Raw genomic sequence first — 19,171 nt, 5'->3', positions numbered from 1 at the left:
GTCCGAGCGTGTTCGCGCCGATCAGTCCACGCGCGCCCACAAGTCGTAGGGGTTTCGTCCTGGGCGGAACCCGTGGGCCTCTGCCATGTGCGCCGCCTCTCGGAATCTGCGCGCGATGTCTGCCGGACCGTGAGCGTCACTTCCGAAGGTGACCGCCTGGCCGCCTTCTTCGTGCCACCACCTCACGAGCGTCGCGTGCATCGGCAGGCGGGTGTTGAGTTCGAGCGCTCTTCCCGACTGAGCGGTCACCCGCAGCGCGTGCCGGAACTCCTCCTCGAAGGCCGAGTAGTCGAAGACGCCGGCCCGCTCCCTCGGCCAGTGGCGGACGGGGTAGTCGATGTGAGCGAGCACGGAGAACGCCTCGCTCCCGGCGATCAGCCTGGCGACTTCCTCCAGGTACCCCCGAACGACCTCACCCGCGTCCCGGTGTTCGAACAGGCCCGGCGGCTCGGCGAACCCGGCGCCTTCGGGAAGGCAGTGCAGGGAGCCCAAGACGCGATCGAATCGTCCGGTCCCGAGGACCTTCGTGATGGCTTCGGCATGCCAGTGAGGTTCTCCCAATTCAAGGCCACTCAGGATCCGGAGGCTCGGGAAACGTTCGCGGCACCTCTCGATCGCTTCCAGGTACCCTTGCGCGTCGAACCCCGGAGGGGTCAACGATCCATCCGGCGCGCTCAAGCCCGCGAGGAAGCCGCCCGGGTCGAGGTCGCCGGAGGCGACCGTCCAGACCGTGTGGTCGACATGCTCGGTGAAGGCGATGGCCGGCAAGCCCAGCGCCACCGCCCTCGCGCACGCGCCCTCCATCGAGCCTCCTGGGGCGTCCCAGGACCATTCACTGTGCACGTGACTGTCTGCGGGCAACCTCACCGCTCACCGCTCCTTCAGCGCATGGTCCGGGCCACTTCAGGGGATGGCCTGAAGGAAGATCACCACGATATCGCTCAGCGAGATCAGTCCGTCGAGCCCAGACACGGGCACCGACGTACCTGTGGACGCGGCGGCATGGTGCGCCGCCGCGCGACGGCTCGACGACTGCCACCTGATGCACGTCGGTCACCTCGTGGGCGGGTTCGTCCTGGGGCGGCGTCAGATCCCCGTGAGGGAGTCGAGCTGAGCCAGGATCGACGGATCGCTGATCTTCTCGTCCTCGGCGAGCAGGAGCACCTTGCTCAGGATGACGCTCGTCATCAGATCCTCGTCGGCGAACGGCAGGAACAGCCGCCGGTGTGCCGTGGCGCCGAACGAGGCGGGCACCACGCAGAGGTGGCCGCCCGGGTCGACGTGGATGCTGCCGCTGGTCAGATGCACCCGATAGGTCGCCCGGGTACCACGTACCACGGCCTCGCGCCCCTCGACGGTGACCCGGGCCAGCCCCAGGTCGGCGATGAGCGCCGCAAGGACCTGCGCACGACTGTCCGCCTGCGCCTGCGACAGGTACGCCTCCGGCTCGATGCCTGCGACAGAAACCACCAGGTCCAGATCGCGCATGACCTCGGAGAACACCGCTGGTGGCACGTCGGCCAGTGGCACCGGCACGCCGTCCGAGCGGGTCGGGGCAGCGTTACGATCCGGGCCGGTCAGGAAGCGGATCTCGCCGATCAGGACGTCCCCACTCCCGAAGTAGCCGTGGAAGTCGCACCGCAGCCCGGCGATGAGGCCGTCGCCGACGGCGCGGGTCGCCTGATGGTCGTCGTACTTGCTGTGGGTGTGCCAACCCCGGCCGGACAGCAGTTGGACGGCCACCTTGCCGCTGACCCTCTGACCGGCGAACCGCCGCGACACCGAGCCCGCCTCGCGTTCTGCCGGAGTGAGCACGTACAGCTCCCGGAACACCTGTTTGACCGGCTGCTGGAGGCGGCGCCGGACGATCTCCGCCTGCCAGTGGGCGAGAACTCCTCGATCATGCAGTTCGACGGGGTGGACGGCGGTGACCGGGCCGGTGGTGTCGACCTGGTCGAGCAGGTCGATCATCCCCGCCTGGTCCTTCCAGAGCAGCGCGGGCAGCATCGCCGCGCCGGCGGGCAGTGACAGCAACCTGGCCAGTTCGTCCGGTGCCAGCGTGCCGGCGGTGGCGACCAGCCGCTCCACCAGCCCGGTCCGCATCCGGCGAGCCTGGTCTGTCAGTCGCTTCTGGTGTTCACGCAGCTTCTGGTAACCGGGGTCGGCGCGGACGGCGGCGGGCACCGACTTCAACGTCCTACCCGCCCGGTCGACCGTCATCACCGGGTCGGCGCCGTCGAACCGCAACGCGATCCGGTAGTCGCCGACCTCCGCCACCGTGGGGGTCTCGGTGGCGATGCGGGCTTCGCAGTCCCATTCGAGGCGGCTCACCTCTGAAACGCCGGCCACCTGCGCCAGGTGGTCGAGGGCGACCGCGACCGCGGCGGCGTGGCTGTGCCTGCGGTTGGGACCGAGCTTGGCGCCCTTCTTCGCGCACTCGCGCAATGCCAGATAGCGGTCGAGGACCGTCTCATCCGGAGCGAGCGGCAACATCCCGAAGGCGGCGATGCCCCGCAACGCATTGTGTTTGACGCGCTTCAGCACCTCGGCTCGGTTCCAACCCATGACCGCGGAGACCAGTTCGTTCGGTTCGCGTTCCAGCATGCGCCGGGCGGCGTCCGCTCCGGCGTCCTCGATCGCGGCCAGCAGGACGGCCCGGTCCTGGCGGGCGACCTCGTCTGCCGGGATCGCCTGGATCAGGCGCAGCAACGGCGCGGCGCGCTCCAGGCCGAACAACGGCAGCAACGCCTCGGCGTCGCCGGCGTGCCGCCGCCATCGGAACGCCTGGTGCCGCTCCTCCACCGGCCGATCCCGCAACAGGGCGAGCAGGTCGCCGCGCTCCTCGTCGGTCAACTCCGCCACCCCGAGGTGGTCGGCGACCCGCCGGTCACCGTCCCAGGTGAGCGCCACCCGGACGAACCTCAGCCCACGCGGCGCCAGCCCCTTGGGCAGTTCGTCCCAGTCGGCCGGGGCCGGTGCGCAGACGAGCCGCCAGGTCAGCGCGTCCACATGGTCCCGAACGGCATCCGCGCAGGCGAGCGGTGGACCGCTCGCCTCGCCGGTCGGAGACCGGCCGATGATGGCGTGGCCGAGGTAGCGGTCGTCGGTGAAGGCCCGTTCGACCATGGCGGCGTCCAGGGCGCCGAACCGGTGGAGCGCGTCGAGAATCCGGGCCACGCTCTCCCTGCTCAGACTGCCCAGCGGGGTGGAGACCAGCACCCGCAGCAGGTGGACGTCGGCAGCGGCGACGGCCGACTCCGCCACCTCGTCCAGCACCGACCGGTGCCGGACGTCGCACCCGAGGAAGGCGGCGAGCAGAGACTTCCGGTGAGCCGACGGCCACGGCGTGGCCAGCAGGTCGGCCAGGTCGTCCCGCCGGTCGGCCGGGAAAGCGGCGTCGTAGAGCGTGTCGACCTCCGCGACGATGTCGCCGATGTGCGGTGCCAGGTTGCCGATCGTCTGATCGTCGCCCTGCTCGATCCGGAGCCGGATCTGCCCGGCCGTCTCGCGCAGGCCCGGCAGGTCTTCGGCCTTCGCCGCGACGCGCGCCTGGTCCACCAGCCGCCACAGCGCCTCGCGGTGTTCGTGGACGGCGGCCAGGTAGATGTCCGGTACAGAGCGTTCCATCGTCATCAGCCTCCTGCCAGCGCGACCAGTCGCAGGAAGACCACCGGTTCACCGCGCCGGAGGGTGACCTGCTCGTCCAGGTCGGCGACCTGCCGTCCGCCGACGAAGACCACGAACGTGCCCCGGGCGAAGGCCCGATGCGCTCGGGCGGCTTCCGCAGTCGCGTCAGGATCCGCCGGCGGCTTCCTGATCGCGCCGTTGGGGGTCTCGTCGTCGGACCCGTACTGCCGGTCGAGGATGCGCCGGGAACGCGCCGTGTCGGCGCGCGACTCCCGGATCTGCTCCTCGACCGTGCGCCGGATCAGCTCCCGCACCGTCGTGCCCTCGTCGGCCAGCCGTACCAGCACTGTCGGCAGGTCGTCGCCGGACCTGCCGGGAACTCGGCTGCGCACCTCGATGTCCACCACGGCAGCCACCATAGAAGAGCGGACCGACAGTCTTGCCGCACCGAGGCGGACGGCCCGGCCGGGGCCAGCAGTACGCACAGTTCCGGGAGTGCTCCGGCACGACCGGTCGGCGCCGTGGCGAGCGGGTGGAGCCCGGCCTGACGGTAGACGACGGTGAGATGGCGCAGCAGCTCGGCGGGTCCCGCTGCAGCACCCGGTAGGTGACCGCGCCGTCCGTCATGTCGATCAGCACGTCCAGGCCGGCGGCGACCGTACCGTCCTGCTGGGCGTGCCGGAGACGGCGCGCGACCGCCTCCGTGCGCGGGTCGTTCGCACAGGAGACCCACCATCTGGTCACCAGGACGCGGGGACCCTTCCGGATGCCGGGTGCACATGGACTGGCTGGTGCGGCCAGTCCATGTGCTGCCGGGTATCAGAGGGCGCGGGAGAGTGTCCCGTGTGCGGTTTCCTGCGCTCAGACCTTGGCGACGCTCTCCGCCTCGGGCTCGCCTTGCGGGGCCGAGGAGCGGGCGGCGGCGACGGTGGCACGGCCGGACGGCAGGCGGGCGGCGATCGCGATCACCACGATGGCGGCCAGTCCGGCGCCGATCAGCAGGACCTGCACGCTGACCACGTCGGCCAGCGGACCGAACACGACCATGCCGAGCGGCGTCGCCAGCGCCATAACGATGCCGACGTAACTGAACACCCGGCCCTGCATCCCGGCTTCGACGGTTTCCTGGATCAGGGTCATGAACGGGGTCGAGAACGGAGGCACCAGCAGGCCGACCAGGAACATGAAGCCGTAGAAGACCCAGAGGTTCGTGCTCAGGCCGAGCGCCACGGTCAGCACCCCGAACCCGTAGACGGCGAAGAGGATCATCCGTACCCGTCCCTGGTTGGCCAGCACCGTGGACACCAGGACGCCGCCCAGCATCATGCCCACGCTGAAGGCGACCTCGAGTACGGCCAGCATCCACTTCTCCGTGCCGAAGCTGCGCGCGACCATCAGCGGGGTGACGAACGAGGGCGCCACGGTGAGCATGAAGATGATCGCGTACACCGCGAGCAGCCAGCGCACGACCGGGTTCGACCGGATGTAGCGCATTCCCTCGACCAGGTCCTGCCGGTAGGTCGCGCCGGACTCGGCCACCCGCTCCAGCGTCGGGACCGCGACCAGGGCCAGCAGGCCGATGCCGATGACCGCCGTGACCACGTCCAGGAAGAACACCGGGACGAGGCCGAAGGCCGCGAAGATCGCGGCACCGACGGCGGGGGCGAGCAACGCCATCGCCGAGTGGATGGTCTGGAAGATCCCGTTGACCCGCATCAGCCGCTCGGGGGGCACGATCTGCGGGATCATCGCCTGCACGGCGGGGGTCTGAACACCCGCGCCGACCGACCTGACCGCGACCGCCAGCAGAACGATCCACAGGTCGGTCACGCCGTTGGCCATGAGCAGGGCGAGCACCAGCGTGGCCGCGGCGATACCGCCGTCGGCGATCATCACCAGCACACGGCGGTTCATCCGGTCGGCGAGCACGCCGCCGAAGATCGACACCACGCCCTGCGGCAGGAACGCGGCCACGGCGTAGAGGGCCACGGCCAGCCCGGACTGGGTCTCCAGGGTGACCCACCACATGACCACGTACTGCACGACCATCGAGCCGAACAAGGACACGGTCTGGCCGGTCAGGAAGAGGGCGACATTTCTGCGCCAGGGGGTGGTCGCGGTCATCATGGGGGTCCTTCGAGTCATCGGTCTGTCCGTATCGGTGGATGCATACATGAACATACGGAACGCCTACGACAATCCGCGATCGGATAAGTCGCGGTGGCGGGCCGGGAAGGCGCGCCGCCACAGGCGGCGGACGTGACAACGAATGTTGACGTCCGATTGATTCCGCGAGGCGGACCTGCTACTGGGTTCTCGGATCGCGGAGGGAACGCATCGTCTCCATCAGGGTCTCGTGGATCGGTCGGGTGCGTGACGATCCGTCTCCCTCGACCATGCCGCATATTGCGGATCGTTTCTTTCCGCATTGCTTCGCGAGCAGGTGAATGCTCACTCCGCGCTGCGACGAGGCATGGTCCCTGGCGGGGAACGAACCGCCGGACAGGGTGACGGTCTCCGATGCGGCCGGTCGGTCTACTGACGTATCCGAGAAGAACCGGTCATCCGTACGGTGAGCCGGACGCCTGACGGCCGAGCCGACACGCCGACGGCGACATTCGCCGCTGACCGGGCATGCCTGCTCGCCGTCCTATTGTTGGGCTCGATAGGCGAGGAAGGCGGCGGCGAGGTCGGTGTGGCGGGCGTCGAGCAGCCGGCCGCCGGTGTGTTCGGCCAGTTGCCGCATGGAGCGGGCGTCGGCGCCGTCGACCAGTACGGGGTAGACGGGCACCCGTTTGAGGTCGGGCGTCAGCGTGTCACGATGTTTCATGAAGTCGGATAGGGTGCGACCTCTGTTGCTCATGCCGTCGGTGATCAGGACGATCGAGAGAATGCGGTCGTCGGTGCCGAGCCTGGCGAGATTCCGCAGAGCGGCGACGAGGGCGTCGTAGGTCGCGGTGTGTCCCCTTGGCGTGAGGCCGGCGAGGAAGTCGCTCACGGCCTTGTGACCGCGAGCGAAGCGGGCGCCGGACAAGTCGATGATCACAGGCTTGGCCGGGGAGGAGCCGAACGGGAGGAAGATCGCCTCCTCCTCGGCGACCCCGGCCCCGTGAGTCACGGGCGCACCGGCCAAGGCCGCGGCGGCCCGGCGCAGGTCTGCGGTTTTGGCACCGCGCATGGAGCCCGAGACGTCAAGGAGAAAGACGGTGCGGGTGGCGTAACGGTAGCGGCCCAGGTAGACGGCGACGAGCCGGTCGACGACGGTCTGGTCCCGGGGGATGTTGAGCAACGGGGGCGGGTTCGCAGGCAGAGCCGCTGGCAGGCGCACGCCTGGAGCGATGGGACGGTGCCGGATCCGATCGGCGATCTTCTGTTGCGTGTCCGGGTCGAGCAGATGGTCGGCGAGCCGGGACAGGTTCTCGGCCGCCTTCGGTGTACGCGGTTTCAGCAGGGGCCGCAGCGTGTACCTGGCGCTGACCACGCCGTCACTCGGTCGTATGGGGACCAACTGCTGCTTGAGAAGGCCGGAGGCGTTGAGCCGGGCGATCTGGGATTCGTGGGTGTACAGCCCGTCCGCGGAGGCGCCGCCGGATTGCAGGAAGCGGGCGGCCAGTTCGGCATCGGTCGACGCGGTGACGGTCTGCGCGGCGGACATCGCCCGCAGCCCGCCCGCCGCCGGATAGATGTCGCCGTCGTCGATCGAGTCGATGACCCCGGTCAAACCGCTGGCGACGGCCAGTACGGCGGCGCGCCCGGTGAACGTCTGATCCGGTGCGCTCATGCCGAAGGTGAAGCGGTGTCCTCGGGCGGCCGAAGCGATCTGCTTCCAGGTGACCCGGCTGCCGATCCAACCGAGGCGCTCGGCGACCGAGACCTTCAGAGCCAGCAGAACCGGGGAGAAGGTGATCGTTCTTCCCGCGCCGAGTTGCCGGTTGCCGTCCCCGTTGTGCTCCAGGCCGGTCGGCAGCCAGACGGCGTCGACGGGCGGCCGTGTGCCCAGTTGCGTGGAGAGGGGCGCGCCATCGGCTTCGCGCAGTTCGACCCGGATCCCTTCGGCGCGGGTGAAGTCGGACAGGACGGGACGCAGATCCATCAGTTCGGGAGCGGCCAGGATCGTGATCTGCTCCGGCCGGTCGGGATCCCGGGTCGCGTACAGCCCGGCGAACAGCACGAGCAACATCACCGCCGCGATGACCACCCTCCGAGGTGCCGGTCGGCTCAGGCGCATGCCACGATCTCGTTCCTGAATTCGATCATGAGGTCCGGGCGGGGAAACGGGGCGATGTCGGAAGGGATCGGCAGTGCCAAAGACCCGACAGCGTCGCCCTGCCGGATGCAACCGGTCATGCCGTGCGCGATGACGGCCTGTTCGAAGAGTTCGGCGTCGGCGCCACGCAGGAAGAATCTCCGTGCCATGATCTGCTGCACTTCGCGCGAGGTGAGCAGATCGCCGACGAGTTCGCTCCCGTCCTCGTCGTCTCGGCCGACGAACAGGTGCTTGGAGATCACGCCCGGGTCGGGATAGAGCAGGCGGTAATTATCGGGTGCTATTCCCTGCTGGTCCGCCAGATACTTGAGCGCGTCGTGCTCGTAGACGAAGGCCATCGGGTACTGCTGGCTGGAGAAGAACTCCTGTAACAGGCCGGAACTGCTCGCCGGCCAACTGTTCAGGAACAATCGCTGCAAATCGTTGACCAAACGCACCTTGTCCGTACGGTAGTTCTTCCGGTGCGCGTGGATGAGCAGGCTGAGGTACAGATCACCGCCGCCGGCCGAGCACGGAGCGCCGGAGACCACCTCCACCTGGGAATCCCCCTGCGCGACCGCTTCGGGCGCTCCGATACTGCCCCATGTCCAGTTCGGCTTCTTCAGGCGATGGTCCAGATATCGCAGTACGTCGAAAACGTGGAAGCCGTTCTCCGACCTGACGAGGGACTGGCCCACCAGGCATTCCAGCAGGGCTCGGTGAACCAGCACCACCATGGGGGCCTGGAATACCAGGCGGGGGTTCGACGGCGACTGTCCCGACGCCCTGAAGTTGTTCTTCACCGCTGCGGCGATGCTGTCGGCCGGGCACAGGAAGAAGTGGTAGCGGTCCAGGTCCTCGCCCTGGATGTAGGTCATGTCGATGCCGGAGAGATTGTTGACGTCGACATCGAGTCGCTGCCGCCGAAAGACCTCACCGATCTCCTCGCTGGCGAACAACGCCTCCCACCCGCCGCCGAACACCGGCGTCAACTGTGTGAGGTTCTGCTGGACCCAGAATCCGCCGCCGGCCAGGCCGACAGTGCCCACCGCGCCCACCGCGATCATCAGGAGAAGTCGCCGCCTGCCCTCGTCGGGCGGGTCCGGGGACTTCTTCCCCGACGACTTGCGCGGCGGCGCGACATGAACGTGAATCTCACCGACGGTTCCGGCTTGCACCTGGCCCGCGGCCGAGTTGTCGCCCTGCTGGGTGATGCCGCGGTTGTCGCTGATCTCAGCAGCGCGCTTACCGCGTGCCGCCGCCTTCTTGGGGACGGGAGGATCGGTCATCGCGAGGCGGTGGAATCGTCGCCCTGCTGTACGACACCGACGTTGACCCCGATGACGGCGACCCGCTCGCCCACTGCGGTGACCCCGCTCGAAAGCGTGGTGTCCGACAGCATCCTGGCCATTTCCGCCGCCATCTCGGGATCGGCGGTCAGCGCCTTCTTCAGTTGGAGACGCAGCGCCGCCGACGCGTCGTCGACGTCCCCCGCCTCCGGGTCCGACTGGGCCTGCTCAAGATCGTTGACGGCGGACTCGATTTGCGCGCGGGACTGTTCTCGTTTGAGGACGCGCTGAAGCAGACGTTGTCCCAGGATGACCGTCTCATCCGCGATGACGTCCTGAGTTTTGGCCGCTAAAGCCGCCCCATAGGCACCGATCGCCGCACTCAGGTATGGCATGAGCTGACTGGCCAATGCTGCCATATCCATGCCTGTCCCTCCCGTACCCAAGAATATGTACGGCGATCGTAACCTCGCCATGCTATTTAGACACGGACTGTCCTCAGAAAGGGAATTTCACCTGATTGCGATGTCTTGCCGGGAACGCGATAGACGGTGAATCAATGCGTCCGGCTACTGGAGCAGGGTTGCGGCCAAGGCCGGCCCCGGCGGCCCACTGCCGGCCACCGGGGTGATCGGCAAACCTCAGGAACTGTTCGGAGTTCGGATCACGAGGAGTCTCAGCCACCCTGCGCACCGCTGCTTCCCGGGCGCAGGGTGACCGGGAGGGCCGTCAGCCGACCTCCGATGATGCCGACTTCACCGGCCTGCCGGAGCTCGCGGTACGGCACCGCCAGGCGCGCGTCGGGGAAGTCGGCCCGGAGCACCCTCGCGATCGCGCTCAACTCGACCTGGGCAAGGTGCGCGCCGAGGCAGTAGTGCGGGCCCGCACCGAAGGTGAGGTCCTGCCCCTTCGCTCGGCCGGGGGCGGTGTTGATGCCCTGAATGTCGACGAGCACCGGGGAGCCCGCAGGGATCGCCACACCGGCGAGTTCGAGGTCGGTGGTGGCGAACCGCCAGAGAGTGAAGGGGGCGGGTGGGTGCAGACGCAGCGTTTCCTGGACGAGATCATCGATCGTGACCCCGTCCACCGGCCGGTCGGGGTCGAGGAGGTGGGCGACCAGGAAGCCGATGGCCGCCTCCGTGGTGAGCTGCCCGGCGAAGATCAGCCCGAAGATCAGGTAGCGCAGCTGTACGTCGGTGACCTCGTCGGGGACGTGATCGCGCAGCTCGGCGGCGAGCCCGTGCCGACCGTCGCGGAGCGACTCGGCGGCCAGTTCCTCCAGCGCCGCGATCGAGCCGCCGATCTCGTCGGGGGCACCGTGGACCATTCGCTGGCAGGCGTCGATGGCCTGGTCGACCCGGTCGAGCGGGATGCCGAGCAGGTCGAACAGGACCGTGAGCGGGACCCGGGTGGTGAAGTCGGCCATCAGGTCGACCTGGTCGTCGGCGACCTCGGCGAGCAGGCGCCGGACGATCTCGGTGGTCCGATCGGCGTGCTCGCGCATCCTGCGGGCGGAGAAGAGCCCGGCGTGCGCACGGCGCAGCCGGGTGTGTTCCGGGCCGTCGACCGTGGTGAGCGACAGGTGCTCGGCGGCTGGCGGCTCCAGTCCGACGATGTGAGGGTCCCAGCTCGGCGGCGCGTAAGCGGGGTCCTTGACGAGGCGGGGGTCGGTGAGAACCTTACGGGCCAGCGCATCGTCGGTGACGATCCACACCGGGCCGCCACCGTAGGCATCGGCCCGGACGATCGGGCCTGCGGCGCGCAGGGCGGCCGGGGCGGGATGAGGCTCACTGAGGCCACGAGGGGGGTTGGCGAACGGGTCGGCACCAGCATAAGGCGCACCGGTCACTTAGATACCTCCATGGTGAAGTAGTTCCATGGCGAAGGTAGATTGGGCCCGATAGATTGTCAAACACGCCGTCGACGCGGCTCACAGACAAGGGAAGGCGGAGAACCCGGATGCAGGAACCGATGCCCAGTGGCGTCGCGGCGCAGCGTGAGCGGTTGGCGGAAGGGCTCCGGGCCTATGGTGCGACCTTCACCGAACTAGGCCGCCGCTTCGCCGCAGTGCTGGGCGTGCACTCCACCGACGCCTTCGCCCTTCTGGAGATCTCCTCCGCCGAGGAGCGGGGTGCCCCGCTGTCCCCGGCCCAGCTCAGCAGGCGCATCTCCCTGTCGTCGGGCGCCATGACCGCGCTGGTGAACCGCCTCGAAGAGGCAGGGTACGTCGTCCGCAGCCGCGAACACACCGACCGGCGCGTCGTCACCCTGCGTACCAGCCCGCACATCAGAAAACTCTCCGACGAGTTCTTCGGTCCCGTCAACGACCGCCAGGATGCGGTGCTGTCCCAGTACCACCCCGAGGTGCTACAGCAGTTCGAGACCTTCCTGGCCGAGTTGCGCGGCACCGTGGATGCACACCTCACGCAGAGGGACACCTGACCGCGCGGGCCTGGCCCCGCGACCGGCTCCATTGCGCCGCCGTGCCCCTGCCGACACCTGTGCCCACCCGACACCCCGCCACCGATCCCGGCCGGTGGATTAAGAAGCGCCCCGATCCTCCGCTGGGCCTTCCCCGGTGCGCCCGGCATGGCACGCTGAAGGGGTGCGATTCGCCACCTCGGTTGCGCCGTCGCGGCCTTCGCCTCGGTGTTGTCCGCCCTCTTCGTCGACAGGGATGCGGCCCACCGCATGATCGACCGGCTCGACGTTCCCACACTGCTGCTGGCCGGGGCGCAGGACAAGCTGATCACCACGACCATGGTCGACGGTGTGGCCGCTCGCCGTCCCGACTGGACACATCGGACTTTTCCATCAGCCGGGCACCTCCTGCCGCTGACGGAGACAGGCGAGTACGTCGCGGCCGTCGCCGACTGGCTGGACACCGGTCCGGCTCGGATACGAGTACGGCGCGGGCCCGTGTGAGGCCCGCGCCGTACTTTCTCAAAGGGTTACTTCTGCGGCGGCATGCTCGGGATCGAGAGGGTCACGCCGCCCTGCGAGCCCCACACCGTCCACGCCTGGACGACGAAGTCGGCGGTGACGCGGAGCGGACCCATCTCGCGGCGGCCGTTGGCGCGCAGGACGTCGCGGTACAGCAGGCGGGTCTTGTCCTTGTCCCAGATCTCGACCCAGACGCCCGCCTCACGCGCCGGGGTGCCGGTCTGGAAGTCGAAGTTGGCCAGGTCGAGCTGGACCCACTGGTCGGAGCGTCCGGCGAAGGTGATGCGCTGCTCCTGGCCTATCCGCTTGAGGGTGACCTGCTTGCCGGGACCGTCGATGTCGACACGGCCGAGGTCGACGACGGAGTTGAGCAGGACTCGGCCGGAGACTAAGCCGTCGGGGAACACCGGGGCCACTTCGACCTGGTAGGTCCCGGCGGCGGTCAGGTCGGGGATGGCCAGCCGGTAGATGCCCTCGACCTGCGGGGACCCACCGACGTACTGGGCGACGATCTGGCCGGCCGGGTCGCGGACGATCAGCTTGCTGTGGAAGCCGAACCGCTCGCCGGTGGCGCCGGGCAGATAGATTCCGACGGTCAGCTTGTCGCCGACGTTTCCGGTGAAGGTGTAGCAGTTACCCACGCCTGGCGCGGGGCTGTTGACGTCGAGCTCCGCGCCGTCGACTGCTAGCGCACCCGAAGGCTGGCAGGCGACGGCGGAACTCTTGGCGGGGGAGGGAGCAGGGGAGGCGTGTGCGGCCACCCCGGTGCTCAGGATCGTCAGCGTCGCGGCGACGGCTGCGACACCGGCACGTCCGAGCGTTCTCGTGTACGTCAAGCGTCCTCATCCTTCCACGTGCGGCCGACGGCCCGCGGTGGCGGGCCATCGCGATGATCATGGTAAAGCTTGACTCACGAATGCCAAACAATCAAGAAACTCTTCTCAAGAATTTGGCGTCACCGCAGGTAGCAGGGAGTAGTGGAAGCGCTCTCCCGGTTTTCAACCGCCTTGACAAAAAGGCCGCGAAAACCGGGAATACGGCAGCTAGATGATGATCAGACGGGTCCCTCCCGCCCGAGTCGGCCAGACACCATGCATGGTCAGCTGCAGTCGGGGATGACGGCGCCGCTGTTGTCGCGGGCCTCGTTGTTACCCCAGCGGGACAGATAGTAGGCCGAGACGTAAGACCGCCCGCTCGCCCCCGGGTTGGTGCGATCGAGGTCGGTGAGCAACCACCAACGGTTGTGGTTCCCCGCGCTGTCCCTGACCTCTGCGCCCCACTTCTTGCAGAAGACGTAGTTGGTCGCCTTGTTGAGCTGCCCCTGCATGGTCGCGCCGGTCAACGGGCCGGAATAGCCGATGGCGTCCGCGAAGGTGTCCACCCAGTGCTTGCCGGTGCTCTTGCCCGTGCAGTCGGGGATGACGGCGCCGCTGTTGTCACGGGCCTCGTCGTTACCCCAGCGGGACAGATAGTAGGCCGAGACGTAAGACCGCCCGCTCGCCCCCGGGTTGGTGCGATCGAGGTCGGTGAGCAACCACCAACGGTTGTAGTTGCCGGAGCCGTCCCTGACCTCGTCTCCCCAGATCTTGCAGAAGACGTAGTTCGTGGCGGCGTAGAGCTTGCCCTGCACGGGGCACTTGCCGACGCACTGCGTCCACGGGTAGCCGTTGGCCGTGCCGAAGGTGTCCACCCAGTGCTTGCCGTCCGGTGGCGGCGTCGGCTTCGGAGTGGGCGTCGGGGTCGGAGTCGGGGTCGGGCCGAGGGCCGCGTCCTTCAGTTGCAGCCGAGGAGTGCTCCCACCCGGGTAGGTGATGGCCTTCCCGGTGCTCTTGATCTTCGCCTCCAGTTCGCCGATGCCCGCCGAGGCGTACGTCTGGCGCAGCACCGCGAAGGCACCGGCCACATGCGGGGCGGCCATGGAGGTACCGCTCATGGCGGCCCATCGCCCGCCGGGCACCGAGGACGTGATGCCCGTACCCGGCGCGAAGACGTCCAGGAGCGCGCCTCGGTTGCTGAAGCCGGAGGCTTCGTCGGTGTCGGTGGTGCTGCCCACGGCGACGGCCGAGGTGACGCAGGCCGGAGCGCTGACAGCGTCGCCGAACCCGTTGTTGCCCGCCGCGACGACCGTGGCCACACCACGCGTGAGCAGGCGGTCGATCGCCGCCTTGCGCGGGTCGGCGTCGCATGCCGCGCTGTACCGGCCCGAGCCGAGGCTCAGGTTGGCCGCCACGATCGGCACGCCCGACTGGTGCAGGGCGTGGACCTTCTCCAGAGCCGCGAGTTGGGCGCTGGTGAAGCTCAGCACGCAGGGCGAGGCGCTCATGCCGCAGATGTCCTCCGACTCGAAGCGACTGAAGATCTGCATGGCGACGATGTCGGCCTCAGGAGCGACTCCCGGACCGTCGGAGCCGCTGACCCCGGCCCGGCCGGCGATGATCCCCGCCACGTGCGTGCCGTGGGCGCAGTCGAGCGTGGCGCACCGGCCCTGCTCGGAGTCGGCCGAGCCCGGCCCCTCCTGCGCGTCCGTGCCGTTCGGGCAGAGGCTGGTGGCCGCGTACTCCGGGTCACTCGGGGAGAAGCACGCCTCGGCGATCACTCTGCCGCCCAGGAACGGGTGCCGTACCGCCACCCCCGTGTCCAGTACGGCGACCGCGGTGCCCTTGCCGGTCAGAGCCGCGGCACGGGTCTTGTCCGCGCCGATCAGCGGCACGCTCTGGGCCAGCACCGGCGGTTCGGGCTTGTCCTCGACCACGCTCACCACGTCCGGCTGCGTGCTGAGCCGGTCCAGCCCGGCCTTGTCCACCCGCAGGACGACCATGGGCAGAGAGGTGTAGCGCTGCAGCACCTGGTCCGAGGCGGCCGCCGCGGAGAGCTGCGCCTGACTCCGGGTGGTCACGATCACTCTCATCGTGCCGCCCGCGGACAGTCGCTTCGACAGGCCGGGGGCGATCTCGGGGCCGGGCGCCGAGGCCAGCGCCACGGCCCCGGTGACCGTCAGCGCGACGACCGACGCTAAGACCGCCACGATGGCGGCTGATTTCCTCACGGGTGATTCCTCCAGGAAGAACTGGCATCGACCGGTCCACGGAGCAGCAGCCACAGCACGCCCGCCTGCAGGACGCCGCAGCCGACCAGGGCGGCCTCCAGGTACCCGCCCTCCACCGGCGTCGCCAGCACGAGCACGGAGGAAGGCAGGGTGAGTGCCATCAGGACGATGCCGGGACCGATCGGCGTGCCGTACCGGATGGAGACGAACCTGAGGTAGCCCTCCGTGGCCAGCACGGCGCCCAGGTAGGCGCCGGCGATCAGGGCGGCTCGGCGGCGGTGTCTTCTACGGGGCATGAGAAGGCTTTCGGTGGGGCGGGCGCGGACCCTCGGAACAGGCCCGCGCCCGCAGTTCGTCAGGTCGCGTTCGCGCCGTTCCTCGGATTGCCGAACCGGACCGCCTTGCGGTAGACCCAGGCGATGTTCCGGCAGGTACCGCGCCGCCACCAGCTGTAAGCGGAGCAGGTCCAATCGCGCAGGGTGACGTAGAAGACGTCGTCGACGTCGACCTTGCGGTGCCTGTCCAGGTAGAAGCGGTAGCCCTTGTAGGTGTTGCCGATCAGGCCGTACCCGTAGTCGTGCATGTCGCACGCGGGGATGAAGTTGAATCCGCCCGGCCGGTCGGGGGCGCTGGTGCAGTGGTCGTAGAGGATGCCGACGACCCAGCGTCCGGTGGGGAGTTGCCTCCAGTACGGCTTGCGCCAGCCGTAGTGCGCGGTCCAGGCGGCGCAGCCGGCGCGCGTGTACCACAGCCAGCTCGCGGCGTACCAGCAATGGCGGGGGTATGCCTGACCTGGGTCGATACCCTCAGGCGGAAACTCACCGGTGGGCGGTCCCGTGGTGTTGGGATCGGCCAGGCTCGGCGCACCCGCGGGCGGGCGCGTGCTGCTGGCCGGGTCCGGGGCGTCCGGCAGTCCGCCGGGACCGGTCGAGGTGGCGGTGGGCGAGGCGGACGAGCCGGAGTAGCTCAGATCCCAGGCGCCCTTTCGCTCGGAGGACAGTGTCGTCACACGACCGGTCGCGTCGTAGGCGTAGCCGGCCTGGCCGTCGTCGGTGGGGTCGGTGGCCGTCCGGAGGTAGCCGGCGGTGTCGAAGCCGTACCTCGCCACGACCTGGGCCGGGTCCGTGCCGGTGGCGAGGGAGATCTGCTTGATCCGTCCCTGGAAGTCGCCGAAGGTCGCGGCCGTGGCGGTCGTCGAGGTGGCGTACTGGAAGGTCAGTACGCTCTCGGGGGTGTCGCCGGCGGCGGACTCCGTGACGGAGGCGACGCGTCCCTGCGGGTCGTAGCGGACGGCCGCGGCGCCGTGCGCGCGGTTGGCGACGTCCGTCACCCGCCAGGAGGCCGAGCCGAGCTGGGACCAGGTGTAGGTGAGGTTCAGGTCGGCGGCGCTGGTGGCGCTGCCGTCGGCGTTGACGAAGCCGTCGTCCCCTGCGGCCGGCGTGCCGAGGTCCATCGCCGGGACCTCGGTGATCGTCGTCTTCATCGCACCCGCTGTGGTGTCCCAGCGGGTGGTCTCGCTGAGCTTGGAGCCGTCGGTGGCCTCGTACTTGCGGATGCCTCCGCCGGAGGGGAAGTCGACCGAGCTCTTGAGCTCGTAGCGGGTCGAGCCGGACAGTCCCAGCTCGGTGACGACCACCTCGTTTCCCTGCACATTCAGTGCACGGCTGGTGGTCCCGCCGAGGAACTCGGCCTGCCAGCCGGGCCCGAAGACGGCCAGGTCGGTGCGCGCCGCCGGGACCGACTCCGGTCTGGCCAGGCCGCCGTCGACGGCGGCCACCTTGTGCCTGCGTCCGATCGCCCCTGCGGCGACGTCGGACTCGCTGACTTCGAAGACCCGGGTGTCCGCGAAGTACTGGCCTGGGCCGATCTGCTGGACCGGCGTCGGATCCGCGGTCGTGGTGGCGGTAGTGGCCGTGGAGGCGGCGGCCGGGATCGCGGTGATCAAGGGAAGGATGGTCGCTGTCGCGGTTAACCCGAGACACAAGTGGCGTAGTCGCCTGTTCAGCATGGTTCGTACTGCTCCCCGTGTAGAAGATGCGCTCTTCGCGCGCTCCCGGCGATCTCGGAGCGTGCTTGCCTGGTCACAGTTTGCTCGCGGGTGATCGTCGATGCAATAGCAGAAAATAGTCACCTTGCCGTGACGATCTCTGGGGCTCACCTGGTGAGAACGCGCCCGGGAACAACGGTTCCGGGCGGGACTCCCGACCGCGAGCGCCGGACGGCGGCACGCGTTCGTACCGCGCTCCGGGGATCGAGCCCTCTCGTGAAGAGCGTGAGATCCGGTCCGACACTAGAAGAAGCGCCTTTCGCCGACCTGTCTCCGTGCTGTCGCCGGTGTGGGAGGCACAGCACGGAGCGGCGGCGGGCCGAGTCGACCGGTCCGGAGGAGATCGCACAGCGCGAGCCGAGGCGGCGCCGTCCTTCAGACGCTCTCGCCCTTGCCGGGGCGGAGCAGGACGGCCGCCATGGCAGCGGTGAGGGCCAGTCCGACCGTCGCGATCACCGCCACGGCGGTGAAGCCCTGGTCGTAGGCTCGCCGGGCCGCGTTCAGCACGGCGTCCGCGGTTGCCGGGGGCAGTTGGGCCATGAGGCCCTCGGCGGCGGCGAACGACTCTCCGGCTGTGACGCGTTCATCGGCTCCGAGGCCGGGAACCGGCGGCATGCCGGTGCGGTAGACGACGGCCATGACGGTGCCGAGGACGGCGACGCCGAGTCCCGCGCCGAGTTCGAAGGAGGTTTCCTGAATGGCGGCCGCTTCCCCGGAACGCTCGGGTTGAGCTGCGCTCATGATGGAGTCGGCGCCCAGCGTCATGACGATGCCGGCGCCGTACCCGGCTGCGAGCAGCGGCGCGAGGAGAACGCCGTATTGGGCGGTGTCGCCCACGGCGGCGATGACCGCGTAGGCGAGGGCGAAAAGCAGCAGCGCACCGGTGAGCGCCCCGCGGTTTCCCCACCGGTTCGCCATCCAGGGCGCGGTGACGGCGCCCACGGCGTTGGCGGCGGCCAACGGCATCAGCGAAAGGCCGGCGTACAGCGGAGAGTAGCCGCCCACCTGCTGGAGCCACTGGGTCAGGAAGAACAGCAGGGCGACGTAGCCGCCGAAGCAGCCGATGACGCAGAGAGTGGCGGTGGTGAAGCGGCGCTCGGCGAAAAGGGAGAAGTCCAGCAGCGGCTCCGCCAGACGTCGTTGCCGGCGGACGAAGACGTAGAGCAGCGTCACCCCGCCGAGGGCGGTGACGATGATCGTGGCGTTCACTCCGATGTGTTCGCCGACCTGCTTGAGCGCGTACACCACGGCGGCCAGGCCGGTGACGGAGAGCACCACGCTGGCCAGGTCCCACCGGCGGGGCACGGGGTTCTTCGACTCGGGGATGACGCGAGCCCCGACGGCCAGGATGACGACGAGCACGGGAACGTTCACCAGGAAGACGGCACCCCACCCCCACCGCTCGGCGACCAGCCCGCCGACCAGCGGCCCGATCGTCGCTCCGACGCTGTGGGCGGAGGTCCACACGCCGATCGCGAAGGCCCGCTCACGGCCGTCGGTGAACACCACCCTGATGATCGCCACCGTCGACGCCATGATCATCGCCGCGCCGAGGCCCAGCGCCGCACGTGCGGCGATGAGTTGCACGCTGGACGCCGAGAAGGCGCAGGCCGCCGAGGCCAGCCCGAAAGTGAGGAAGCCGGCGAGCACCATACGGCGTCGGCCGATCCGGTCGCCCAGGGTCCCGCACGTCACGAGCATGGCGGCGAGTGCCAGGGAGTACACGTCGACGATCCAGAGCAACTCCGCGGCGCTGGGACGGAGATCCCGGCTCAGACTCGGCACGGCGACGTGGAGCACGGTGAGGTCGATGCCGCACAGCAGCAGGCCGCCCGATATCACGGCCAGGATCACCCACCGCTGCCGCGACGACGAGGTCGGCCGGTCCCCTTCCCCTGTCGCGCGCACAGGTACGGGCGTATCGTTGTTCACCATTGTCACAGTTTCGGGAGGTTTCACCGCAAGCTGCAAGT

General features: G+C 69.1%; 15 protein-coding genes. 2 read left to right on the top strand and 13 right to left on the bottom strand.

The window, feature by feature from the left end:
• Window positions 1-21: 21 nt before the first annotated feature.
• From ABD120_RS24880 to ABD120_RS24845, 8 genes are all read right to left on the bottom strand, one after another.
• Entirely contained in the window at window positions 22-843 is an 822-nt protein-coding gene (locus ABD120_RS24880) for a PHP domain-containing protein (RefSeq protein WP_343952553.1), read from the bottom strand.
• Between the two features lie 243 nt (window positions 844-1,086).
• Window positions 1,087-3,627, bottom strand: a complete 2,541-nt coding sequence (locus ABD120_RS24875; protein ID WP_343952454.1) for a DUF7737 domain-containing protein — start codon at window positions 3,625-3,627, stop codon at window positions 1,087-1,089.
• Between the two features lie 5 nt (window positions 3,628-3,632).
• Window positions 3,633-4,034: a hypothetical protein gene (locus ABD120_RS24870; RefSeq protein ID WP_343952453.1), complete on the bottom strand. Its 402-nt coding sequence runs from the start codon at window positions 4,032-4,034 to the stop codon at window positions 3,633-3,635.
• 454 nt (window positions 4,035-4,488) lie between these two features.
• Entirely contained in the window at window positions 4,489-5,772 is a 1,284-nt protein-coding gene (locus ABD120_RS24865; protein WP_343952452.1) for an MFS transporter, read from the bottom strand.
• Window positions 5,773-6,277: 505 nt separating this feature from the next.
• Window positions 6,278-7,855: a vWA domain-containing protein gene (locus ABD120_RS24860; protein WP_343952451.1), complete on the bottom strand. Its 1,578-nt coding sequence runs from the start codon at window positions 7,853-7,855 to the stop codon at window positions 6,278-6,280.
• Window positions 7,846-9,162 (bottom strand): hypothetical protein, encoded by a 1,317-nt coding sequence (locus ABD120_RS24855; protein ID WP_343952449.1) that lies wholly within the window; start codon window positions 9,160-9,162, stop codon window positions 7,846-7,848. The genes ABD120_RS24860 and ABD120_RS24855 overlap by 10 nt, the downstream gene beginning before the upstream one ends.
• Window positions 9,159-9,587 (bottom strand): hypothetical protein, encoded by a 429-nt coding sequence (locus ABD120_RS24850; protein ID WP_343952448.1) that lies wholly within the window; start codon window positions 9,585-9,587, stop codon window positions 9,159-9,161. Before ABD120_RS24850 ends, ABD120_RS24855 begins: the two co-directional genes overlap by 4 nt.
• Before the next feature lie 251 nt (window positions 9,588-9,838).
• Window positions 9,839-11,011 carry a cytochrome P450 gene (locus tag ABD120_RS24845; RefSeq protein WP_343952447.1) on the bottom strand — a complete coding sequence of 391 codons (1,173 nt, stop codon included), beginning with the start codon at window positions 11,009-11,011 and terminating at the stop codon, window positions 9,839-9,841.
• A 110-nt stretch (window positions 11,012-11,121) separates the two neighbouring features.
• Here ABD120_RS24845 and ABD120_RS24840 point away from each other — a divergent pair, with 110 nt between their 5' ends.
• Both ABD120_RS24840 and ABD120_RS24835 read left to right on the top strand, forming a co-directional pair.
• Complete coding sequence (locus ABD120_RS24840; RefSeq protein WP_343952446.1) at window positions 11,122-11,604, top strand: MarR family winged helix-turn-helix transcriptional regulator; 483 nt, start codon at window positions 11,122-11,124, stop codon at window positions 11,602-11,604.
• Between the two features lie 207 nt (window positions 11,605-11,811).
• A complete protein-coding gene (locus tag ABD120_RS24835) occupies window positions 11,812-12,087 on the top strand; it encodes an alpha/beta fold hydrolase (RefSeq protein WP_343952445.1) in 276 nt (91 codons plus the stop codon).
• A 26-nt stretch (window positions 12,088-12,113) separates the two neighbouring features.
• Here ABD120_RS24835 and ABD120_RS24830 read toward each other — a convergent pair whose 3' ends face one another.
• The 5 genes from ABD120_RS24830 to ABD120_RS24810 form a co-directional block, all read right to left on the bottom strand.
• Window positions 12,114-12,941, bottom strand: a complete 828-nt coding sequence (locus ABD120_RS24830; RefSeq protein ID WP_343952444.1) for a hypothetical protein — start codon at window positions 12,939-12,941, stop codon at window positions 12,114-12,116.
• Between the two features lie 263 nt (window positions 12,942-13,204).
• Window positions 13,205-15,151, bottom strand: coding sequence for a S8 family peptidase (locus tag ABD120_RS24825; protein WP_343952443.1), 1,947 nt, complete (start codon window positions 15,149-15,151; stop codon window positions 13,205-13,207).
• Window positions 15,148-15,447 carry an SCO4225 family membrane protein gene (locus tag ABD120_RS24820; RefSeq protein WP_343952442.1) on the bottom strand — a complete coding sequence of 100 codons (300 nt, stop codon included), beginning with the start codon at window positions 15,445-15,447 and terminating at the stop codon, window positions 15,148-15,150. The genes ABD120_RS24825 and ABD120_RS24820 overlap by 4 nt, the downstream gene beginning before the upstream one ends.
• A gap of 59 nt (window positions 15,448-15,506) precedes the next feature.
• Window positions 15,507-17,096, bottom strand: coding sequence for a phospholipase A2 (locus tag ABD120_RS24815; protein WP_343952441.1), 1,590 nt, complete (start codon window positions 17,094-17,096; stop codon window positions 15,507-15,509).
• A 477-nt stretch (window positions 17,097-17,573) separates the two neighbouring features.
• Entirely contained in the window at window positions 17,574-19,133 is a 1,560-nt protein-coding gene (locus ABD120_RS24810) for an MFS transporter (protein ID WP_343952440.1), read from the bottom strand.
• Window positions 19,134-19,171: the final 38 nt, after the last annotated feature.

Origin of the sequence: Nonomuraea longicatena (assembly GCF_039525605.1) — a bacterium.
Classification (GTDB): Bacteria; Actinomycetota; Actinomycetes; order Streptosporangiales; family Streptosporangiaceae; genus Nonomuraea; species Nonomuraea longicatena.
This window is presented reverse-complemented; position numbering and strand designations above follow the sequence as displayed.